This is a genomic window from Saccharopolyspora oryzae (genome assembly GCF_027853915.1).
Classification (GTDB): domain Bacteria; phylum Actinomycetota; class Actinomycetes; order Mycobacteriales; family Pseudonocardiaceae; genus Saccharopolyspora; species Saccharopolyspora oryzae.
In genome coordinates this window covers 109,138-124,125 of the sequence record NZ_JAQGLA010000011.1, presented here as the reverse complement: position 1 = coordinate 124,125, position 14,988 = coordinate 109,138, and the positions used below count along the sequence as shown (strand labels likewise).

General features: G+C 68.9%; 20 protein-coding genes. 10 read left to right on the top strand and 10 right to left on the bottom strand.

The window, feature by feature from the left end:
• Positions 1-253: 253 nt before the first annotated feature.
• On the top strand, positions 254-727 hold the full coding sequence (locus OU415_RS10500; protein ID WP_270948443.1) for a hypothetical protein: 474 nt from the start codon (positions 254-256) through the stop codon (positions 725-727).
• Positions 728-987: 260 nt separating this feature from the next.
• Positions 988-1,290 carry a hypothetical protein gene (locus OU415_RS10495; protein WP_270948442.1) on the top strand — a complete coding sequence of 101 codons (303 nt, stop codon included), beginning with the start codon at positions 988-990 and terminating at the stop codon, positions 1,288-1,290.
• A gap of 101 nt (positions 1,291-1,391) precedes the next feature.
• On the opposite strand, the gene OU415_RS10490 is transcribed toward OU415_RS10495, so the two are convergent.
• The gene (locus tag OU415_RS10490; RefSeq protein ID WP_270948441.1) at positions 1,392-1,673 is read right to left on the bottom strand and encodes a hypothetical protein; all 282 of its coding nucleotides are present in this window, start codon (positions 1,671-1,673) and stop codon (positions 1,392-1,394) included.
• Positions 1,674-2,358: 685 nt separating this feature from the next.
• Between OU415_RS10490 and OU415_RS10485 the strand changes: the two genes are divergently transcribed.
• Positions 2,359-2,763 carry an SSI family serine proteinase inhibitor gene (locus OU415_RS10485; RefSeq protein ID WP_270948440.1) on the top strand — a complete coding sequence of 135 codons (405 nt, stop codon included), beginning with the start codon at positions 2,359-2,361 and terminating at the stop codon, positions 2,761-2,763.
• Positions 2,764-3,078: 315 nt separating this feature from the next.
• Here OU415_RS10485 and OU415_RS10480 read toward each other — a convergent pair whose 3' ends face one another.
• Complete coding sequence (locus OU415_RS10480; RefSeq protein WP_270948439.1) at positions 3,079-3,471, bottom strand: hypothetical protein; 393 nt, start codon at positions 3,469-3,471, stop codon at positions 3,079-3,081.
• 455 nt (positions 3,472-3,926) lie between these two features.
• Between OU415_RS10480 and OU415_RS10475 the strand changes: the two genes are divergently transcribed.
• On the top strand, positions 3,927-4,208 hold the full coding sequence (locus OU415_RS10475) for a hypothetical protein (RefSeq protein WP_270948438.1): 282 nt from the start codon (positions 3,927-3,929) through the stop codon (positions 4,206-4,208).
• 283 nt (positions 4,209-4,491) lie between these two features.
• The gene (locus OU415_RS10470; RefSeq protein ID WP_270948437.1) at positions 4,492-4,809 is read left to right on the top strand and encodes a hypothetical protein; all 318 of its coding nucleotides are present in this window, start codon (positions 4,492-4,494) and stop codon (positions 4,807-4,809) included.
• Between the two features lie 99 nt (positions 4,810-4,908).
• Here OU415_RS10470 and OU415_RS10465 read toward each other — a convergent pair whose 3' ends face one another.
• From OU415_RS10465 to OU415_RS10450, 4 genes are all read right to left on the bottom strand, one after another.
• Entirely contained in the window at positions 4,909-5,187 is a 279-nt protein-coding gene (locus tag OU415_RS10465) for a hypothetical protein (protein WP_270948436.1), read from the bottom strand.
• 37 nt (positions 5,188-5,224) lie between these two features.
• Positions 5,225-5,530 carry a hypothetical protein gene (locus OU415_RS10460; protein WP_270948435.1) on the bottom strand — a complete coding sequence of 102 codons (306 nt, stop codon included), beginning with the start codon at positions 5,528-5,530 and terminating at the stop codon, positions 5,225-5,227.
• Positions 5,531-5,714: 184 nt separating this feature from the next.
• Positions 5,715-6,014, bottom strand: coding sequence for a MoaD/ThiS family protein (locus OU415_RS10455; RefSeq protein ID WP_270948434.1), 300 nt, complete (start codon positions 6,012-6,014; stop codon positions 5,715-5,717).
• Positions 6,011-7,126: a WD40/YVTN/BNR-like repeat-containing protein gene (locus OU415_RS10450; RefSeq protein ID WP_270948433.1), complete on the bottom strand. Its 1,116-nt coding sequence runs from the start codon at positions 7,124-7,126 to the stop codon at positions 6,011-6,013. The genes OU415_RS10455 and OU415_RS10450 overlap by 4 nt, the downstream gene beginning before the upstream one ends.
• 282 nt (positions 7,127-7,408) lie before the next feature.
• Here OU415_RS10450 and OU415_RS10445 point away from each other — a divergent pair, with 282 nt between their 5' ends.
• The 3 genes from OU415_RS10445 (at position 7,409) to OU415_RS10435 (ending at position 10,039) form a co-directional block, all read left to right on the top strand.
• A complete protein-coding gene (locus tag OU415_RS10445) occupies positions 7,409-8,146 on the top strand; it encodes a GntR family transcriptional regulator (RefSeq protein WP_270948432.1) in 738 nt (245 codons plus the stop codon).
• 28 nt (positions 8,147-8,174) lie between these two features.
• Positions 8,175-9,152 carry a nucleoside hydrolase gene (locus OU415_RS10440; RefSeq protein WP_270948431.1) on the top strand — a complete coding sequence of 326 codons (978 nt, stop codon included), beginning with the start codon at positions 8,175-8,177 and terminating at the stop codon, positions 9,150-9,152.
• A 209-nt stretch (positions 9,153-9,361) separates the two neighbouring features.
• Positions 9,362-10,039, top strand: a complete 678-nt coding sequence (locus OU415_RS10435; RefSeq protein ID WP_270948430.1) for an HAD family acid phosphatase — start codon at positions 9,362-9,364, stop codon at positions 10,037-10,039.
• Positions 10,040-10,265: 226 nt separating this feature from the next.
• Here the strand turns inward: OU415_RS10435 and OU415_RS10430 are convergent, their stop codons facing one another.
• From OU415_RS10430 to OU415_RS10415, 4 genes are all read right to left on the bottom strand, one after another.
• Positions 10,266-10,622: a hypothetical protein gene (locus OU415_RS10430; protein WP_270948429.1), complete on the bottom strand. Its 357-nt coding sequence runs from the start codon at positions 10,620-10,622 to the stop codon at positions 10,266-10,268.
• A 59-nt stretch (positions 10,623-10,681) separates the two neighbouring features.
• Positions 10,682-10,915, bottom strand: a complete 234-nt coding sequence (locus OU415_RS10425; RefSeq protein ID WP_270948428.1) for a DUF397 domain-containing protein — start codon at positions 10,913-10,915, stop codon at positions 10,682-10,684.
• Positions 10,916-11,249: 334 nt separating this feature from the next.
• Positions 11,250-12,116 carry a helix-turn-helix domain-containing protein gene (locus OU415_RS10420; RefSeq protein WP_270948427.1) on the bottom strand — a complete coding sequence of 289 codons (867 nt, stop codon included), beginning with the start codon at positions 12,114-12,116 and terminating at the stop codon, positions 11,250-11,252.
• Positions 12,117-12,294: 178 nt separating this feature from the next.
• Positions 12,295-12,813, bottom strand: coding sequence for a hypothetical protein (locus OU415_RS10415; RefSeq protein ID WP_270948426.1), 519 nt, complete (start codon positions 12,811-12,813; stop codon positions 12,295-12,297).
• A 124-nt stretch (positions 12,814-12,937) separates the two neighbouring features.
• Between OU415_RS10415 and OU415_RS10410 the strand changes: the two genes are divergently transcribed.
• Both OU415_RS10410 and OU415_RS10405 read left to right on the top strand, forming a co-directional pair.
• The gene (locus OU415_RS10410) at positions 12,938-13,615 is read left to right on the top strand and encodes a response regulator transcription factor (RefSeq protein ID WP_270948425.1); all 678 of its coding nucleotides are present in this window, start codon (positions 12,938-12,940) and stop codon (positions 13,613-13,615) included.
• The gene (locus OU415_RS10405) at positions 13,612-14,940 is read left to right on the top strand and encodes a sensor histidine kinase (RefSeq protein ID WP_270948424.1); all 1,329 of its coding nucleotides are present in this window, start codon (positions 13,612-13,614) and stop codon (positions 14,938-14,940) included. The genes OU415_RS10410 and OU415_RS10405 overlap by 4 nt, the downstream gene beginning before the upstream one ends.
• Positions 14,941-14,988 lie beyond the last annotated feature (48 nt).

Here is a 14,988-nt window from a genome sequence, read left to right as displayed (position 1 = left end):
CCTGCAAGGGGTTCGGGACGGTAGCCACCTTCGCTTCGGGTCTGTCCAGATTGGAATAATCCGAGCGTCGTGGGGAATTCGATCACCGCTCGCACTTCACTGCCACCCGTTGTAGTGACTCGGTGCGAGATTTTCCGCCGACGCTGGTAGAGATCTATTTGGGCGGACGAAAAGGACGTCCACATCTGAAATTTCCTTGCATGGAGGAGTAGTTATGATGCGCGCTCGCTGGACGCTGGGTGCCCTTGGTGCCATGGCTACGCTCGCGATGGCACCCGCTCTACCCGCCTCGGCGCAAGCCGACTGGGGAAACTCCACGGAAATCACCAACGTCGGCAACGGGACGCACTGGGTTTCCCCGGGCGCGGGCCAGAACATCGAGACCACCACCGAGGCGACCGGGCCGTGGGGCTCGTGGACGCTCGAACAGCAGCAGGACGGCTCGACCGTCTTCCGCAACCGGGCGACTAACGAGTGCGCGGAGTCCACCATGCAGGCCAACGGGCCGGTCTTCACCGCGCCGTGCGCGGTGTGGAAGCAGGGCCAGAAGTGGGACCTGGTGCGCAGCCCGCACGGTGGCTTCGTCATCACGCCGCAGAGCCGGCCCGGCCTCGCGGTCGTCGCCGACCAGTACTACCGCGGGCCGGAGCTGATGCTCGGTCAGCGGCCGCTGGACACCGGCGGCAACTCCGACACGCCCAACGCGGTGTTCAGCTTCAGGTTCTGAATTTCCCGGGGCGCTCCCGAAATCCGCCCCTGAACGGCTCTGAAGCCCGTTGGTCCGGCGCGGTCGTGCCGGACCAACGGGCTTCGCCACGTCCGCGATCACCGGTTGGGGTGATCGCTGGTGTCGTTGCCCGGGCGTGCGCGGTGTTTCCCGATAGGTTCCGGCTGCCCGTTTCGCCGGTTGGGCAGCCCGGACCTCGAGTTGCGCGTTCTCGCGGCTCCGCTCCGGGAACTCGGAAGTGCAATGAAGGGAAGCATTTGATGCGTACTGCTAAGCGCGCGCTCACCGTGGCGGCGCTGGGACTGCCACTGGTGCTGGGGATCGCGAGCCCGGCGCTGGCCGCCAACGGTAAGGGGCCGTCGAAGCCGCCGAAGGCTTCGGAGATCGTGAAGCAGCTCCAGTCGCAGGACGCGCAGAACCACACGGTCCAGAACAACATCAACGTCTCGCCGGTCACCCAGGTCAACAACGGCAAGGGCGAGCAGAACGCGATGACCTGGACCCAGCAGGGCAACACCAACGACACGGAGCAGGACGAGGGCGCCTTCCAGGACGAGGAGTGACGGGCCCGCACGACTAGCTCCGGAAAAGATGCTCGGCCCGGCGACGACGTCGCCGGGCCGAGCATCTTTCACCGCTGGGCTTGATCAGCGGTGGTGCGACTTCAGTCCTCGTCGCTCTGGGACGCGCCGGCGTTCTCCTCGGTGGAGGCGTTGTTGTCCTGGTCGACCGCGTTCACGGCGTTCTGCTCACCCTTGCTGCCCACGTGGAACTGGTAGATCGGCGAGACGTTGGAGTTCGACTGCTCGGTGGAGGCGTCCTGGTCCTGGACCTGGCTCTGGTCGTCGCTGTTCTCGTGACCACCGGCGAACGCCATTGCCGGGGCGCCGAACATGATCGGCAGGCCGAGAGCGGTAGCGGCAATGACGCGCTTGACAGAACGCATATCAGAAATACCTTTCCTGCAAATGGTGAGTAGTGCCGGATCAATCCGCGCGCCAATGCGCGAGCATGTGAAAGCGCGGGTCCTGGTAGGGATTTCTGGGATATCCCGCGGTCGGCGGGAACACCCGGAACATTAGCTGCCGGAGAGCGGCGTGCAACCCGGAATTGTTCGCCCTCACCTCATGCGGTGATCGAGAACTCGAATTGCCCTGGCATCGTTCGTCGATGATTACCGCCGTCAGGGGCGAGCCGCTGGCGTTCCGCAGTTGATCCTCAGCGGCGCCGAGATGCCGGGTCAGGCGATCGGCGCTCGATCACCGTGCAGGTGGGCCGTGAGATCACTGTGGGTTAGCCGGATGCCGCGCGGATTCGACTTGCGCTCCCGCACTCCGTTCGAGCTGGAGCCGGGTAATCCTGTCGGATTCCTGAGGGCATGCCGCCATCGGGTTACTCGTGATCACCGGCCGTCGCGCCGGATGTCGATGTTGCCGCCGGATAGTGGAGATCGACGTTCTGCGGGATTACGCGCGAGCGCGCAGATCAGCTTCGTGCTCAGCGGTGCGTTGCGATTACCTGTTCGGGTCCGCCCGATCAGTGATCATCCCTTGCTCGCCAGGAGAGATCGTCTGCCGTGCGGTAAAGAAGACACGGGTTTGTTTTTCCGCTCGGACGGAGGATGACGCGAAATGTCCGATATTCGGTTGCTCGGCCGGGCCGCAGCGGGTGTTGCGTGCGCGGTGGCAGTGCTGGTCCCCGGAGCCGCTGCGGCAGCAACGGACAACAGCGCGGAGCAGAGCGCCTTCACGTTGACGGTCACCGAATCCAACCAGCAGACCAGGACGGTGACGCTGAACTGCGATCCGGTCGGCGGGAACCACCCGCAGGCGGCCGCGGCGTGCAACCAGCTCCAGCTCGTCAACGGCAACCTCCAGCGCCTGGACGCCCGGGCGGGGAACAACTGCACCAAGGACCGCCGGGACGTCAACGCCGAGGCGAAGGGGAACTGGCGCGGAAAGCCGGTGGAGATCAAGCTCTCGGCTCCCAACCCCTGCGAGCTCAAGGCCCGCACCGGAGCGTTCTTCGACTTCTGATCCCGCTGTCGGAGCGGATTCAAGACTTGCCGTTGCAGGCAAGGAATGTGGCGTGAAAGTCGCCGATCTCGTGGCCCCCCTCGCGCACTCCACGGGTTCGGAGCCAAGGCGGGTTCGGGTGCTGGGCGTGACTCGGCCCGGCGAGCTGCCTGCGTCGCGTTCTCGGTGGCTTCACCGGATTCGTTTCGGTGGAGCCACCACCTCCAGTCCGAGCGGGCATCAGCTCGGAGGGAAAACAGGAATTGCCCGGTCACAAAGGGAATCGGGGAGCAGACCGGTGGTCTGCTCCCCGATTCTCGTTCGCCGTCGGCCCGATCAGCAGCGGCCGGTCACCATCCGGTCGAGGACGATGGACTTCCCGCTGGTGACGACGACCCGGGAGGGCTTGCCGTTGTCCACGCTGATGCTGTTGACGGCCGTTCCGCCACCGGCGACCGTGCCGAATGCGCGCTCGGTGCCGTTCACCGCGACCGAGTAGTCGGTCCGCTCGTTCTCCTTGGCCGTGCTGCTCATCTTCAACGTGACCATCGGATAGGCCCCCTTCAGCGGGGCGGGGATGAGCGGCGAGTCGGCGTGCAGGCACTGCGCCTCACCGACCTCCACGTTCAGCGGCGGCCCGGCCCAGGCCGTCGCGGCGACGACCGAGCTGCCGGCGGCCAGCGTTCCCAACGCGGCCAGCAGAACCGCTGCCTCGCGGCGAATTCCCATGATCTGCCTCCTGCAGGACTTCTGTGCGGGATCGCTGATGAACGCTAGAGCCGGACCGCTCGTCGCGCACGGCGAACATCGTCGACCTCGGTGTTCACCGGTGGGCGCGTCGATCCGCGGGAAAGTCCCTTGCCTGGACGAGATTCGGCGGTGTCCGGTTCTTGATCATCCCGTGATCGGGAGCGGGATCTTACTTCGTGATCCTTATTGCGGCAGGACGCTTTCATCATCTGATCAGTCCATCCGCGCTCTCGTGAATATGCCGCATGAACGACGCAGGGTGATCGATTGGCCGCATGGGGGGACGGAGGTCCTCTTTGGTGTGGCTGGAAATGCGGAACTCGAGGAATGGATGGCAACGTATGTCCTGCCGGTCGGCGCACCCCCAAATACCGGAAAATTCCGGGAAATACTGCCGACCTGGCGATGATCCGATCATGGATGGGAGTCAAAGGATGCGTACTTCGCTTCGTCTTATCGGTGTCACCGCTGCTTGCGCCGCTGCGCTGGCCATCGGCTCGCCTGCGTTCGCCAGTGGTGGGCACGGAAAGGACAACGGCGACAACGCGACGTCCGAAGCAGCCGGTGGTAACGGCACCGGTGGTAACGGTGGTCTGGGTGTGAACGTGCTCAGCGGTCTGAGCGTCCTGTCGAGCGGTGACGGCGGGAACGCTTCGGCCGGTAACGGCGGCAACGGTGTCGGCGGCGACGCCTCCTCCGTCGCAGGTAACGACTGACGCGACCTTGAGGCGACCATCGCCGTGATGCGCAGTTGATGAAGTGTGCCGATCCGTTCCGCGGGTCGGCACATTTCATTTTTCCTGAAGTTCTCCGGGTTTTCGTTGCGACGGCAATGGATTTGGTTCGCACCTACGGGTGATCGGGAGCGCGGACGGCATGTCGTTGGGGGAGCGCAGCAGGTTCCGGTGGGAGGGTTCCCGCGTTGATCACGGCGTCTTCCGCGGATTTCGGTGCGGGGCGCCGGACAGCAGTGGTTCCCAATCCTGATTGGAGTCTGCAGTGCGCAGTACTGTGCGTGCCTTGTTCGCCGGCCTCTCCGTGGCCGGCGTGCTCGCCATGGGAGCGTCCCCGGCGTTCGCGGCGAAGGACAAGGAGTCGTCCGACGACGACTCCACGGTCACCGCGGCTTCTGAGGGTGGCGCCGGGGGAACTGGCGGCAACGGTGGTTTCGGCGTCAACATCTGCCCGGCGATCGGTGTGCTGGCTCCGGCTACGGCGGAGTGCGGCGCGGGCAACGGTGGCAGCGCGAACGGTGGAGACGCGGATTCGTACGCCGAGGACGACAGTCACGACAAGGTGTACAAGCGCCACAAGTGAGCGCTGCGCCAGGAGATTTGCTCCCTCCTGGCCGCCGCAACGAAATGGGTCGGCTCCCGCAGCGGGAGCCGACCCGTTTTCGCGCTGGTGCTCGAGGATTCAGCCCTCGTCGTCGCCCGCGGCGGTGGCGGACTCGGAACCGTCCGCGCTCGCACCGTTCGGCCCGGCCGAGCACTGCGCGACCAGCGAGCCGCCGGTGAGCGAGATCGGTCGGCACAGGCTGGTCCCGCTGCCTTCCTCTCCGGACTCGCCCGCGGTGCCGCGGGTGGCGTCGGCGGAGGTGTCGGCGACTGCTGCGGGGATGGTGAGAACGTTCGGGGCGAGCACGCCGAGACCGAGCACGGCGGCGCTGCCGAGCAGGCGGAAAGAAGTGATCACTCTTGCTCCGTTCCTGGATCTCGTGCCGCTGACCGGCTCACTCCTCTTCGGTGTCCTGGCCGTCGTCCTCGGCGTACGACTCCGCGTCGCCGCCGTTGGCCGCGCCGCCGTTGCCCGCGCCGCACTCGGCCTGGCCCTTGGCCAGGATGCCGATCGCCGGGCAGACGTTCGCGCCGAAACCGCCGTTGCCGCCCTGGCCGCCGTTGCCGCCCTGGGACGCGGAGGTGACGACCGAGTCGTCGTCGGACTTCTTGTCCTTCGCGGCGAGCGCCGGGCCGGCGCCCATCGCGAGCACCCCGGTCGCAGCTGCTCCGGCCAGGAGGAAACGAATCGTGTTACGCACTTCGGAAACTCCGATCTGACTGCCTGCCATTCGGTCTCGAAACGGCTGCGGGCCAGAGCTTTCGCGGCCCGGCCGCTGAGACGCGGCAAACCTTCCACCGGCGCCGTCGAGCGCACGGCCAACACGCCGGGACGTGCTGGCCGACCACACTTTCGGTTAACTGTGCGCGCTATGCGTAGCCGGATCAGCCGCCGGCCATCGCCCCGACGATCAGGTAGGGCTCCGCTCCGGCGGTGACCTGGGGCGGGAGCGGGGCGTCCGGCGATTCGTGCGAGAGGTCCTGCTCGCAGGCGAAGAACCGGATGAACGCCCGGCGCTGCTTGGTCTCGTGATCGCGGACGGTGCCGCGCAGCACCGGGAACCGCGCTTCCAGCGCGTCGAGCACCGCGCGCTGCGTCGGTTCGCCGTCGACTTCCAGGACGACCTCGCGGTCCTCGATCCTGGCCAGCGTTCGCAGGTGGTTGGGCAATCGGACGCGGATCATGGCAACGTCTGCACCTCCACCGAGAGCACCGCGGGCAGGTCGCGGACGATCGGCTGCCAGCTGTCCCCGGCGTCGGCCGACGCGTACACCTGACCGCCGGTGGTGCCGAAGTAGACGCCGCACTCGTCGAGCGAGTCGACCGCCATCGCATCGCGCAGAACGTTGACGTAGCAATGACTTTGGGGCAGTCCGGTGGTCAGCGGCTCCCACTCGCCGCCGCCGGTCCGGCTGCGGTACACGCGCAGCTTGCCCTCCGGCGGGTAGTGCTGCTCGTCGCTCTTGATCGGCACCACGTAGACGGTGTCCGGTTCGTGCGCGTGCACGTCGATCGGGAAGCCGAAGTCGGTGGGCAGATCGCCGCTGATCTCGTACCAGGACTCGCCCGCGTCGTCGCTGCGCATCACGTCCCAGTGCTTCTGCATGAACAGCACGTTCGGCCGGTTCCGGTGCAGCGCCAGGCGGTGCACGCAGTGGCCGACCTCGGCCTCCGGTGCCGGGATGCCCTGCGAGTGCAGGCCGCGGTTGATCGGTTTCCAGGTCTGGCCGCCGTCGTCGGTGCGGAAGGCGCCCGCCGCGGAGATGGCGGTGTAGAAGCGGTTCTCGTCGTCCGGGGCCTGGATGATCGTGTGCAGGCACATGCCGCCGGCGCCGGGCTGCCAGCCGGACGCCGATCCGTGCTGGCGCAGGCCGGGCAGCTCGTGCCAGCTCTGCCCGCCGTCGGTGGTGCGGAACAGGGCGGCGTCCTCGGCCCCGGCGTAGGCGGTGTCCGGGTCGGTGGGGGACGGTTCGAGGTGCCAGATGCGGGTGAACTTCCACGGCTGCTGGCTGCCGTCGTACCACTGGTGGGTGCCGGTCGTGCCCTCGTAGGAGAAGTGGTTGTCGACCGGCTGCCAGGTCCGGCCGCCGTCGTCGGAGCGCTGGACCTGCTGGCCGAACCAGCCCAGCGACGGCGCGGCGTAGAGCCGGTCGGGGTCGGCGGGGGAGCCCTTGAGGTGGTAGGTCTCCCAGCCGCCGAAGTGCGGCCCGCTGATCTCCCAGTCCTGCCGCTTGCCGTCTGCGGTCAGGATGAACGCACCCTTGCGGGTGCCGACGAGTACTCGGACGCGGCTCATCGCTAGCTCCTGTTCTCATCGGCCGAGCTCGTCGGCCTGCTTCCGGGCTTGGGACGACCACTCGGAGGTACTGCATACTCCGTTCGCGCGCACCTCGCGAGGCCAGTCCGTCCAGTTGGACCAGCTCCGGACCGGAATCTCATCGGTCGAGGCCGAAGATTCGTCCGGTTGCGCACACCCTGTCTGACAAGTCGACGGCGTTCGTGGTGATTTGGCACATAGAAGGTTTGACGTGCGGCTCCAGCCCTCCTAGCTTGTCTGACAACAGCGAGGGAGTTCGGCATGGTGGCCAGGCGCCCGCAACGACGACCGGTCGTGGACCTCTACGAGCGGATCGTCGAGGCGATCCGGCGGGGTACCTACCCGCCGGGCTCGACGCTGCCCTCCGAACCCGAGCTCGCCACCGACCTCGGGGTGAGCCGGCCGGCACTGCGCGAAGCGCTGATCCTGCTGCAGGAGGACGGCGTGATCACCGTCCGGCGCGGCGTGGGGCGCACCGTCAACGACCGCCCGGCCCGGCGCGGCTTCGAACGGCTGCAACCGATCGAGCAACTGCTCGGCGCCGACGACGTCGAGGTCCGGTCACTGGTCAGGGCGGTGGAGGAACCGACCGACCTGGTCATGCAGCACCTGCTGGTCCCGGCGCGCTGCGAAGTCCGCTTCTGGGAGAGCCTGGTCGCCGTCGACGGCGTGCCGAGCTGCCTGGTGGAGGAGTGGTGCGTGCCCGACGAGGCGCTGGCCGCCGTCGACCAGGCACTTCCCGAGGCGCTGGCGGCAGGCGGAGCTCGCACGATGCTGCACGCGGCCTCCGCCCTCGATCCGGGCTTGCCGCTCAGCGGGGCCAGCTCGGTGACCGCGACCGTGCTCGGTCGACGCCGCGGCGAGGTCTTCGGGCGGTCACCGGACACCCCGGTCGTGCTGATCACCCAGGTCGTGTCGGTCGAGCGAACTCCGCTGATCGCGGCGAAGTACGCGCTGCCCAGCGGCGCACCCGGCATCCCGGTGCGCCAATCCCGATGAGCACCGAGAGCAGAAAGGCGCGCAACCGATGGCGTCCGAGGAAATCCTGATCGTCGACTGCGACACCGGCATCGACGACGCGCTGGCACTGCTGTACCTGCTGGCCGATCCGAGCGTGCGGATCGGGGCGGTGACAACGGTTTTCGGCAACACCGATCCGGAAACGGCGGCGCTGAACACGCTGCGGGTGCTGGAGCTGGCCGGCCGCCCGGACATCCCGGTGGCCATCGGAGCGCCCCACAACCTGCGCGGCAACCGGCACCTCGCCCCGGACGTGCACGGCGAGGACGGCCTGGGCAACACGCACCTGCCGGTCCCGGCGGTCGCGCCGATCGGCGAACCGGCGGCCGAGCTGATCGTGCGCACGGCGCGGGAGAACCCCGGCGCCGTGCACCTGCTCGCGGTCGGTCCGCTGACGAACCTGGCCGCCGCGCTGGAGCTGGAACCGGAACTGCCCCGCCTGGTCAAGCACGTCACGATCATGGGCGGCGCGATGATGCACCCGGGCAACGTCACCCCGGCCGCCGAGGCGAACATCAGCAACGACCCCGAAGCGGCGCGGATCGTGCTGCGGGCCGGCTGGCCGGTGACGCTGGTCCCGCTCGACGCCACCATGACCGAGGCGATCACCGAGGAGCAGCGGCAGCGGCTGGCCGACTTCGGCTCCCCGGTCACGACCTTCACCGCCGCGATCCTGGACCTGTACCTGGACTTCTACGCGAAGAACGCCTTCGGCGAGCGCAAGGCCGCCTGCCACGACCCGCTGGCCGCGGCGATCGCGGTGGGCGACGTCGAGCCGCTGCTGGCCCCGATCGTCCCGGTCGACGTCGAAACCGGCGACGGACCGGCCCGAGGCACGACGGTCGCCGACCTCCGCGGCCAGTACCGCGGTTTCCCGGCGGACGCCAGCGCGACCGTGCGCGTGGTCCTGAAGACCGACCGCACCTTCGGCGAGCGCTTGGTCGAGCGCCTCTGCGGCGCGGAGGAGACCCGCGGCGCCGCGTGATCGGGTGACAGTTGTGCCCAAAACCGGCCAGGGAGCAGTTTTGGGCACAACTGGCGCGGCGTGAAACCGCCGAGTTCGGCAAGGCCCCGGCGCAGGCGTGCCGAGCGTGCGAAACTCCGGCTCGCAGCGGAGGACTGTCGATTTCGCACGAAATCGACACCGGGTTCTCCGAGGCTGCTGACGTGGTTTCTCACCAGGAGGTTCCGCACGTGCGCATCAGATCGTTCGCCGCAATCGCCCTGCTGGGCGCGCTCGTCTCCGGTTGCGCCACGGCGCAGGGCGCCGGACCGGCCGACCCGCTCCCGAACCTGGCCGACCTCAAGAAGTCCATTGTGGACTACCACGAGTCCGGTCGCTGGGACGCCGACATCGCCCGCGAGGACGAGCGCGGCCAGCACTACCTGGCCCAGCGGCTGAAGCAGGGCGTGGACAAGCCCGCGATCGTGCTCGACATCGACGAGACGAGCCTGTCCACCTACGGCTACGAGACCGACCACGACTTCGGCTACGACAAGGCCGCGTTCGACGAGTACGTGCTGTCCCGCCAGCCCACCGCGATCGCCGCGACGCGCGACCTGGTGCGGTTCGCCAACTCCAACGGCGTCGCGGTCTTCTTCGTCACCGGCCGCCGGGAAGCCCCGGAGATGCGCACGGCCACCGAGCAGGACCTCCGCGAGGAGGGCTACTCGGAGTTCGGAGCCCTCTACCTGCGGCCGGCCGACGACCACGACCCGTCGGTGGTGCCGTACAAGAGCGGAGCGCGGGCCGACATCGAACGCCAGGGCTACCGGATCGTGCTGAACGTCGGCGACCAGAACTCCGACCTCGACGGCGGCCACGCCGAACTGGGCGTCAAGCTCCCCAACCCGATGTACAAAGTGGACTGAACTGCGCGGCCGAATCGCTATTAATAATCCCTGGAACCCGCTGGCGATAGTCGCCGCTGTTCGAAGAGCGGCTCTGGCCAGCGGTTTCCGGATCTTCCGCCCCGACCGAGTTCCCGCGCCATGTCGGGGGTGGCGCGGGAACTCGATCTCTTCGGGGTTCCCGGTGCTTCGAGTCCGCGGAGGGGCTCGGCGCCGGGGTCGGGGCGGGGTCCTGGGGGTGCTGGGCTCAGGCGGAGGCGGCCAGCCAGGCCGAACGGCCGGCGTGGGTCGGCATCCAGCAGCCCGCGGCGGGTGATCCCATGTCCGGGGCCGGGTCGCTGAGCGCCAGCAGCTCGTTGATCACGTCGTGGGCCGGGCCGGTGGTGCGCCACAGGACCTTGCTCGGGAACAGCACGTCCGCCTCGTCCCCGGGCACTCGGGCCGCGTCGGCGTCGGTCTCGCCGAACAGCTGCAGGATGTCGAAGACGCCGCGGTGCACCCGGATGCCGACCACGGCGACCAGACCACCGTCGGCATCACGCGGATGCGCGAACTGGAAGTCGCGCGCGACCAGTGCTCTCAGGCCGTTCGTAATGTCGTACATGGCGCCACCGATATCCGTCGTGAGGGCTGCGACCCCGCTCGGCGCGAGGCCTTCGCCCTTCAGGCGATCAGGTCGTCGAACTCGCCGTCCTTGGCTCCGTGGAGGAAGGCGGCGAGCTCGTCCCGGCTGTAGACCAGTGCAGGCCCTTCGGGGAAGCGGGAGTTCCGAACCGCCACTCCGCCGTCGACCGGTGCAAGCTCCACGCAGTTGCCCACCGCGCCGCTGTGACGGCTCTTGCGCCACGTCGCGTTGGGAACCTGCTTGGCAGGCATGCCGTTCTGGATGTTCGGCATCCGAACCCCACTTTCCCCCGAACTAACGCTGCACGACCATCTGCACGTGCAGTTGATCGTGCACTCAAGTTAGCAGGTGCAGATGCACGATTAAATGCACGTGCACGCTGGTGTGATGTTGATCATGGTCGACATCGGGGCCGTAACCGGGCGAACGCGGCGTCGTTGGGCTCCGCCCGGAAGTCGCGATTCGGGCGCGCAGAACCGCTGTGAGCAGCGCGTTTTGATGATCGCCGTAGGTTCGGCGCGAAGGCGGAGCGGTGTGTGGGCGGACGTCGCTCAGTGCTGAAAACGGCAAAAAGTGGTCAGCGCCCGTCCGGGCGGGCGGTCCCGCTCAGGCCTGCTGCAGGGCGGCCTTGAGGGTCTTGCGGGTCTGCTCCGGCGTCTGGGCGTCGACCGCGAGCCGGTGGCTGGCCTTGCTGTAGACCTCGACGTCGTCCGGTTTGTCCAGGTAGAGCGCGCCGCAGAGGTGCTCGAGGTAGACGATGTCCGGCAGTTCCGGCTCGGCGAAGCGCAGGATGGTGAACGCGCCCTCCGCGCCCGACCGGCCGAGCTCGAACGGCAGGATCTGCAGCGTCACCGACGACAGGCTGGTCGCCTCGAGCAGGAACTCGATCTGCTCGCGCAGCACCTCGCGGCCACCGATCGGCCGGTGCAGCACCGACTCGTCGATCACCGCCCACACCCGCGGCCCCTTCGGCTGGCTGAACAGCTTCTGCCGCTGCATCCGCAGCCGCACCCGGCGGTCCAGCTCGTCCTCGGTGAACTCCGGACGCCCCTGGGTGGCCACCGCGCGGGCGTAGCGCTCGGTCTGCAGCAGGCCCGGCACGAACTGGATCTCGTAGGTCTGGATCCGGGAGGCCGACTCCTCGAGGCCGACGTAGTCCTGGAACCAGGACGGCATCAGGTCGTTGTAGCGGTGCCACCAGCCCGGTTCGTTGGAGCGGCGGACCAGGTCCAAAAAGGACTCGCGTTCGACGCCGTCGCTGACGCCGTACAGGGTCAGCAGGTCGGCGACGTCGCGTTCCTTGAAGCCGACCCGGCCGAGCTCGAGCCTGCTGATCTTCGAACCGGAGCCGCGGATGGCGTACCCGGCGTCCTCGCGGGAGATCCCGCTCGCTTCGCGCAACCGGCGCAGCTGACTGCCGAGCACGAGGCGGCGCGCAGTGGGACCGCTGCTCGTGGCGCTGTCCGGGGCCACGCGAGACCTCCTGAGGGGGGAACACTACGACAGCTAGTCGTGATCCAGCTGTGGAACGTTACGCGAGGGGATAGTAGTGGAATCCGTGCCCAGGTCGAGCGGCTTGCCCGGATCGGACGCACCTACCGGCCCGTAACCTGGAGAAATCGAGCAAATACCCTGCGTTCGCAGTAGCGGTTCAGTTCTCGAACGTCTGGACCGACGTCGGGCCGTCGTGCCAGGTGGCGATCAGCGAGGACGCTGCGCCGTCGGTGGTGAACTCGACGCGCAGCCAGCCGGGCTGTTCCCAGGTCTGCACCGTGTACCCCGCGCGCGGGGTGGCCGAGATCAGCGTTGCGCGTTCGGGGAGCACTTCGAGCACCACCGTGCCGCCGGCGACGTCGTAGGTGCGCACGTCTTCGGCGCCGTCCGGTTCCTCGGTCGCCGTGGTGGCTTCGGGCGTCGGAGTGTCCACTGTGGTGGGTTCTGGGGTGGTGGTCGGCGGCGGCTCGCTGGGCGGCGGCGGTGGCGGTGGCTCGGGAGGAGGCGGCGGCTCCGTCGATGTCGCGGTGACGGCGCGGGCCACCGGTGGCGGATCCGGTCGGTCGAACACCGCGCCGTGGATGACGTCGCGCACGCCGAGCCAGGTCACCGTGACGGCAGCAGCGGTCGCCGCCAGCCACACGCCTGCGTAGGTGAATGCTCGATGGATGCGCACGGGAGCGCAATCATCCACGTCCGCGCCGACTCCGCGCAACCAGCCGAACCCGCACCGCTGCCGGCGGGGTGGGGAGGTCCACCGAAACACGAATGTCTCTCACCGTCCCGTTATGGTGCCCGCCATGGCTGTGGTGCTGGTTGTCGAGGACGATCCGGTGGTGCGCGCTGCGCTGATCCGGGACCTGACCGCGCGCGACTGGGTGGTCCGCAGCGTCGGCACAGCCCTCGACTCGCTGCGCGAAGTGTCCGAACACCCGCCGGACGTCATCATCCTCGACCTCGGGCTGCCCGACCTCGACGGCGGCGAGACCCTCAAGATGATCCGCGGCGTCTCCGACGTGCCGACCATCGTCGCGACCGCCCGCGACGACGAGACCGAGATCGTCCGCCTGCTGCGCGCCGGCGCCGACGACTACCTGGTCAAGCCGTTCTCCAGCGAACACCTCAACGCCCGCATCGAAGCCGTGCTGCGCCGTGCCCGCGGTGCGCAGCCGGCGCAGCTGATCACCGTCGGCGGGCTGCGCATCGACCCGGAGAGCCGGGTGGTCGTGCTCGACGACGTCGAGCTGGAGCTGACCCGCCGGGAGTTCGACCTGCTGACCTACCTCGCCTCGCGGCCGGGACGGGTGGTGCCGCGCCGCGAGCTGCTGTCCCAGGTGTGGCGTCAGTCCTACGGCGACGACCAGACGATCGACGTCCACCTGTCCTGGCTGCGCCGGAAGTTGGGGGAGAGCGCGGCCGAACCCCGGTACCTGCACACGGTGCGCGGTGTCGGGGTCAAGCTCGTGGAACCGGAATGAGGCGCACGGTCGTCCTGGTGGCGCTGGCGGTGACCTCGATGGTCGCGCTGGCGTTCCTCATCCCGCTCGGCCTGGTGGTCCGCGAGATGGCCCGGGACCAGGCGATCTCCAACGCCGAGCGGCAGGCCGTCGCGCTGGCGCCGGTGTTGGCGACCACCGACGACCACGGGCTGATCGGCAAGGCGGTGGCCAGCACCGGAGCAGGCCAGCTGGGGCGTCTCGCGGTGCACCTGCCGGACGGCGGCGTGATCGGGACCAGCCGGGCCGGGGAGGTTCGGCTGGCGTTGGCCGATGCGCGGACCTCGACCCTCGAGGTGCCGGGCGGGGCGGCGTTCGTGCAGCCGATCGCGCTCGACGGCGGGCGCACGGCGATCGCGGAGGTCTTCGTCCCGGAGGCCGATCAGACCCGCGGGGTGCTGCGGTCCTGGCTGATCCTCGGCGCGGTCGGGTTGTTGCTGGTGCTCGGTTCTCTGCTGGTCGCGGACCGGTTGGCGGCGCGGATGGTGCGCGCGACGATCCGGCTGGCCGATGCTTCCTCGGCGTTGGGGGCGGGAGATCTCGGCGTCCGGGTGGATCCGAGCGGTCCGCCGGAGCTGGTGGCGGCCGGGCGGGCCTTCAACACCATGGCCGACCGCGTGCGCCAGCTGCTCGCCGCGGAGCGGGAGATGGCGGCGGACCTGTCGCACCGGCTGCGCACCCCGCTGACCGCGCTTCGCTTGAACGCCGAAGCGCTGGGCCGCGATCAAGCCGCCGAGCAGACCCGGATCGCCATCGACCGGCTGGAGCGCGAGGTGGACCTGGTCATCACCAGCGCCCGCCGCGCAGGTCCGGGGGAGGACGCGGACTGCGACGTCGCGGCGCTGCTGCGCGAACGGCTCGAGTTCTGGTCGGCGCTGGCCGAGGACCAGCAACGGCCGTGGGGCTTGCGCGGTGCGGACGGGTCCGTCCTGGTTCCGGTGCCGAGCGCGGAGCTGGCGGCGGCGGTGGACGCCGTGGTGGGCAACGTCTTCCGGCACACCCCGGAGGCCACCCAGTTCGTGGTGTCGTTGCAGCGCAACGATGGCGTGGTCGGCGTGATCGTGGAGGACGCGGGGCCGGGCGTGGCGGAGCTGTCCGAGGCCGTGCAGCGCGGTCGCAGCAGCGCCGGTTCGACCGGGCTGGGCCTCGACATCGCGCGCCGGGTCGCGGAGTCGACCGGAGGCCGCCTCGCCGTCGACCGCTCGAGCCTCGGCGGAGCCCGCGTCTGCATGTGGCTCTGGCAGCGCCCGGCGGCACCTCGGCAGACCCGCCGCCGCGACCGCCGCCGCACCCGCCCGCATCGGTGAGCCCGGCTGAGGTCGAGTCGTCCCTGGTCAAGACCCGTGAGCACTTTG